This window comes from Streptomyces sp. NPDC096013, assembly GCF_044763565.1.
Classification (GTDB): domain Bacteria; phylum Actinomycetota; class Actinomycetes; order Streptomycetales; family Streptomycetaceae; genus Streptomyces.
On record NZ_JBIWGK010000041.1, the window covers coordinates 1 to 5,023 of the forward strand.

4 protein-coding genes are annotated in these 5,023 nt (G+C 67.9%); 1 reads left to right on the forward strand and 3 read right to left on the reverse strand.

What is annotated here, in order from left to right:
* Positions 1–1,402: 1,402 nt before the first annotated feature.
* From ACIRB1_RS47055 to ACIRB1_RS47065, 3 genes are all read right to left on the reverse strand, one after another.
* Positions 1,403–1,804, reverse strand: coding sequence for a TIGR03618 family F420-dependent PPOX class oxidoreductase (locus tag ACIRB1_RS47055; RefSeq protein ID WP_403470117.1), 402 nt, complete (start codon positions 1,802–1,804; stop codon positions 1,403–1,405).
* Between the two features lie 50 nt (positions 1,805–1,854).
* Positions 1,855–3,012 carry an epoxide hydrolase family protein gene (locus tag ACIRB1_RS47060; protein ID WP_403470118.1) on the reverse strand — a complete coding sequence of 386 codons (1,158 nt, stop codon included), beginning with the start codon at positions 3,010–3,012 and terminating at the stop codon, positions 1,855–1,857.
* Between the two features lie 75 nt (positions 3,013–3,087).
* Positions 3,088–3,663 (reverse strand): PadR family transcriptional regulator, encoded by a 576-nt coding sequence (locus ACIRB1_RS47065; protein WP_403470119.1) that lies wholly within the window; start codon positions 3,661–3,663, stop codon positions 3,088–3,090.
* Positions 3,664–4,540: 877 nt separating this feature from the next.
* Here ACIRB1_RS47065 and ACIRB1_RS47070 point away from each other — a divergent pair.
* On the forward strand, positions 4,541–4,921 hold the full coding sequence (locus ACIRB1_RS47070; protein WP_403470120.1) for a hypothetical protein: 381 nt from the start codon (positions 4,541–4,543) through the stop codon (positions 4,919–4,921).
* Positions 4,922–5,023: the final 102 nt, after the last annotated feature.

Genomic DNA, 5,023 nt, shown 5'->3' on the forward strand with positions numbered 1-5,023 from the left:
ACGGTGGCGGCTGCCATGAGGATGGTGTGGCGGGTGCGGATGGCGCGGTCTTGTTTGGGTTGGGGCATGGGGTGGCTTCTTTCGTGGCGGGGTTCCGTGGTGCGGGTAAAAATACCGTCCAGTTCGTATAGTCTACGGGGTTGGGTGGGGGGCCGGGAGGGTGTGCGGTGGCCGGTTGCTGGGCTGTGGGCGGGTGTCCGGGGTGTGAGGGGGCGGGGGGCGGGGCCGGGTTTCCATGACGGCGTTTAGTTGGTCCCTATTTGGGGCGATTTGTGCGTGTATGTATGTGGTTGGTTAGTGTGGGGCTGGTTCCTTGGGGCGGGGGGCGGCGGGGTCCGTCGGGGGTGTTCCTGTGCGTGTGGTCGGGGGCCGGGGCTCGGTGGGTGGGGTCGGGGCTCGGGGTGTGGATAGGTGAGGGTCGGGTCACGGTTGGGCTCACGGGTGATGAGGGGCTGGTGCTGTCGCTCTGGCTGGAGAGGTTCCGGATGAGGGATCTGGGCTGTGTTGTGGATGGATCCGGCGGTGTGGCTGCTGGTCCGTCGGGTTGCCGGAACGCTCGGCAGGGTGCTTCCCGGGCTGTTCGCGGCCGGCTGTGACCGGCGGGTTGGGGCTGTTCGTCGGAGGGTGCTGCCGGAGGACTGACCGGGTGGTGTGGATTGCTTCCCTGGCCGCGGCGGATACCGTCGTGCCGTCTGGCCGCGGCCAGGGCGGGCGGCGGGCAGTGGGTGGTGGGCTGGGTTGCGGGGTGTGGGCCCGGATCTGTTTCACCGGGTGGCCCGGCCGGTTTCCCGGTGTTGTCAGTTCGTCCTGGTTGAGCCAGGGGCGTTCGGGGTTGCGGGTGGTGATCTGAAAGCGGGTGAGGCCGCAGGGCCGGTCGTATGCTGGGGTGTCGGGGGTGGTGGATCCTTCGCGGCAGGGGACCTCGGTCGTGGGTGTGGTGAGGCCGCCCGCGTAGTGGGCCTCGCGTTGGTTGGTCCGCCAGGTGGTGTCGGTGGGTTTCTGGCACGGGGGGCAGCCGGTTTTTTCCGGGTTGCTCCCGCAGTCGATGGCGGTGACCACGTCGTGCCAGGTCACGCCGGTCTCCGCGTCCACGCTGTCGGCGGCCGCGGGGCCGGGTCTGCGAGGCGGGTGGTGGCACGGTCGGCCGCGGCGCGGTCCGGCTGCCATCGCGGATCACTCGGAATGATCGCAGGGATGTCGTCGCTCATGGCTTCCCCGTCTCGCCGGGCTGCTGTCATGCAGGGACGCGATGCTGTCGATGACCGCAGCCGTGGCCGGCACGCGGCCATCGGTGCCTGCATGCGCTGGCGTACTGCCCGGGCCGAGCCGGAAACCGAGTTCGCCCTCGGTTCGCAGTCCGTATCTGGAGCGGTTGCCTGACCGGGGCTGTTTCACAGACCGTTTAGTCGGCGGGGGCGTGAAGGATGGTGTCGACGGCGATGGTCAGCAGGATCCGGGTCTGTCCCGGGCCGCCGTAGGAGGTGTAGGGCCGGCCGGTGTATTTCTGGGAGAGGCGTTCGACGTGTTCGAGGGCGCCGTCGGTGGTGGCGGCGGTGACGTGCCCTTTTACTCCGAAGTAGCGGGTTGTGTCGTCGGGGTCGGCAATGCTCAGGGCGACGCGCGGGTCGCGTTGTACGTTCTTCGCCTTTTGGTAGCCCTCGACGGTGTTGATGAGGATGTTGTCGCTGTCGGTGTCCACCCAGGTCTGGGTGAGCTGGGGTGAGCCGTCGGGCATCGTGGTGGCCATGAAGCAGGGACTGGGCCGTCGCAGCAGTTCGAGGAGTCCGGCCGGCAGTGCCGTCATGGGATCGTGCCTTTCTGCAAGGAGGTCGGTCGGGGGGTGGGCGTCTGGGTTCAGCGCACGGTGCGGAATGTGGCCCGGACGTCGTCGGTGAAGCGTTGCGGCTGCTCCAGGGCTGCGAAGTGGCCTCCTGCGGCGGGCTCGCTGAAGTGGATCACGTTGCTGTAGCGGCGCTCGATCCAGCGCCTGGACTTTCGCACGTGTTCCCTGGGGAACATGCTGAAGCCGCTGGGCACGGTGATGGGTTCGGTGGGGGGCGGCGCGGAGGGGCGGGGTGCTCGGGCCATTTCCCAGTACGTTCGGGCGGAGGATGCTCCGGTGTTGGGGAGCCAGTACAGCATGATGGTGTCGAGCAGTTCGTCCAGGGTGAATGACGCTTCCGCGTCTCCTGGTGTGCCGCAGGTGTCCTGGTACATCGCGTAGATCCAGGCGGCCAGGCCGATGGGGGAGTCCGCGAGGGAGTAGCCGACGGTCTGCGGGCGGGTCGCCTGTTGTTTGGCGTAGCCCGAAAGGTTCTCCCAGAACCAGCCGGCACTGTCGAGCATGGCCTGTTCCTGCGCGGTGGCGTCCTTGATCTCCTCGGGTGTGGGCGGGAACATGGCGAAGTTGAGGTGCAGTCCGACGCATCCGTCCGGGGCCGCGCGACCGATCTCGTCGGTCACCGCGCAGCCGAGGTCGCCGCCCTGCGCACCCCACCGCTGGTACCCGAGCCGGTTCATCAGGGTGATCCAGGCTTCGGCGATCCGGGGAAATCCCCAGCCGGGTGCGGTTGGCCGGTCGGAGAATCCGAATCCCGGCAGCGAAGGCACCACCAGGTGGAAAGCGTCGCGCGGATCGCCGCCGTGGGCTGCGGGGTCGGTCAGCGGGCCGATGACCTTGTGGAAGTCGAGAACCGAGCTGGGCCATCCGTGGGTCATGATCAAGGGAAGGGCGTCCGGTTCCGGCGAGCGCACGTGGAGGAAGTGGATTCCCAGGCCGTCGAAGGTGGTGCGGGACTGACCGAAGCCGTTGAGGTTTTTCTCGCACCGCCGCCAGTCGTAGGTGTGGAGCCAGTAGTCGTGCAGGGCGCGAACCTTGGCCAACTGGGGGCCCTGGCTCGTGTCGGACACGGTTTCAGCGTCGGGCCACCGTGTGCGGGAGAGGCGTTCGCCCAGGTCGGTCAGCTGTTCGTCGGGAATGGACAGCGTGAAGGGCTCGATCAGTTCCGGCATGGTGCATGCTCCATATGGTCCGTACACGGTCCGTGCAGGTTGCAGGGTGGTACGTGCCGGCGTGGTGCCCGGCGGTCAGGGGGTGCCGGGCTGGCGAGTCCGCTCGTCGGCGACGATCTCGGGCACCGCGGCCAGGACTTTTTGGAGCCAGGCGACTTCGGCGCGCAGCCGGTGCGCGCTGTGACTGACGGCGAGGGACTCGCTCACCGTCAGGTAGCCGCTGTCGATGGCGTGCGCGTTCAGCGCCTCGGTGGTGGAGAGCATGGAGGAGAGCTCGTCCAGGCGGGAGGTGATGACGGCGTGAAGATCATCCAGTTTCTCGGGGTCCAGGCGGGTGAGGGCCAGGTCGAAGGGGTCCGGTTTCATCCATACGTGGGTGAGTCCCTGGGACTGCAGTTCCCGCAGCCGCCGCCGCCCTTCGTCGGTGATGCCGTAGACCTGACGCTCGGGCAGATTGCCTTCCCGCTCGACCCGTATCTCGGCGAGTAGCCCTTCGGACAGCAGCCGTTTGATCGCCTGATACAGGCTGCCTACCGACACATCCGTCCACAGGTGCAGATGTTCCTGCTCTGCCTGGAGACGGACCTTGTGCCCGTGCATCTCGCCGTTCCTCGCGAACGTGTCGAGGATGAACAATCTGATGGACGACATGCGAGTACTCTTGCATGAGTACTACTGCATGGCAAACTCGGGCAGTGGCATCGGACTTGGAGATCCCTCCGCCCTGAGACGCTTCGGTCAGCGGGTTCGCGCCACCCGTCGGGGGGTGTCCGGGAGCTGTGCGTGCGTCTGGAATCAGTGGCGTGGGTGGGTGGTGCCGGGTTGGATGCTGCGTGTAGCGCGGAGCTTTGGTGCTGGGTGGGCGGCGAGACTGAAATGGCCGGCGCGTCAGGCAGTGGGGTTGCCGGTGGGTGAGAAGGGGTTTCGCTCTGCCGGGCTGGTGCGCGGGGCGGTGGTCGGCGGGGTGCCGGTGCCGTCCTTGACGCGTGCCCCCGAACATGCGTCAAGGACGGGCAGGGACGGTTCGGGTCCGTCCCCCGGGTGGGAAGGAGTCGGCGCGCAGTCCTCGCGGGAGTGTGGACTGTTCCTCCCCCTCCTCGCCCAGGGTCTTGCCGAATGGTCCGTTCCGGCAGAGGCCGTTCGGCTGGGTGCGGGGGCCGGTGGGCCCTGTCGTTGCGGCTGTTTTGCCTGGGGCGCTCAGGCGAGGACGTCGGTAAGGCGGCCTGGGCGGCTTTCTCGGCGGCGGGGGGTTGCAGGCAGAGGTTGTTGACTGCGTGAGGGGAAGCCGCGGGATGTGGTGGGGATGAGGGGGCGGCGTCATCGGTGAGCAGCTGGTCGCTGCGGCCGGGGAGGTCGAGCTGGTGCTTGTGGTAGCCGGCGGCATGGCAGGTCAGGTGGAGTTTTCCAGCCTTGCTGGGGGCCTTTTTTTGGGTGCTGTGAGCGGCGTAGGAGTGTCGTGGCCGGCAGTTCCTCCCCGCTCTGCTGCTGCGCCTGGCCCGGCCGAGCCATGAGCTTCTAGGGTTGTGTCATGGATGCGTACGGTTCCGGGCACGAGGACACCGCAGAGCGTGAGGCGTCTGCGTCTTCCCGTTGGGGCCCGGCCTTGGGCCAGTTGCCGACGAGCCTGACCGAGCTGGCCGGCCCTGCCGGTGGCTTTGTGGATCTGCCTCTGCGTCTTGCCTGGTCCGGGCTGCGCACCTTCGATCTGGGCGATGACAGGCTGCTCCTTGGCATGTATCGCATCGTTTTGACCACGGGCCTGCGTGAGGACTGCCTCCAGTTCCTGGACGGCGGTCTTCTGGTCTCGCACTGGCCGCGGCTGCGGAAAATGGTCGGCCGCGGCGTCCGTACGGCGTGGGAGGACGCCTTCCCGGCGTTGCGTCCGCGCACCGGGCAGGCTGCCGCGTGAACCACCAGGGGCTGCCGGATCTCCCTGCGCACCACCGTCGGCTCCTTATCGGCATCTTCGACCTGGGCCGCCCCTACGGGCTCGCCCTCATGGGCGGCTGCG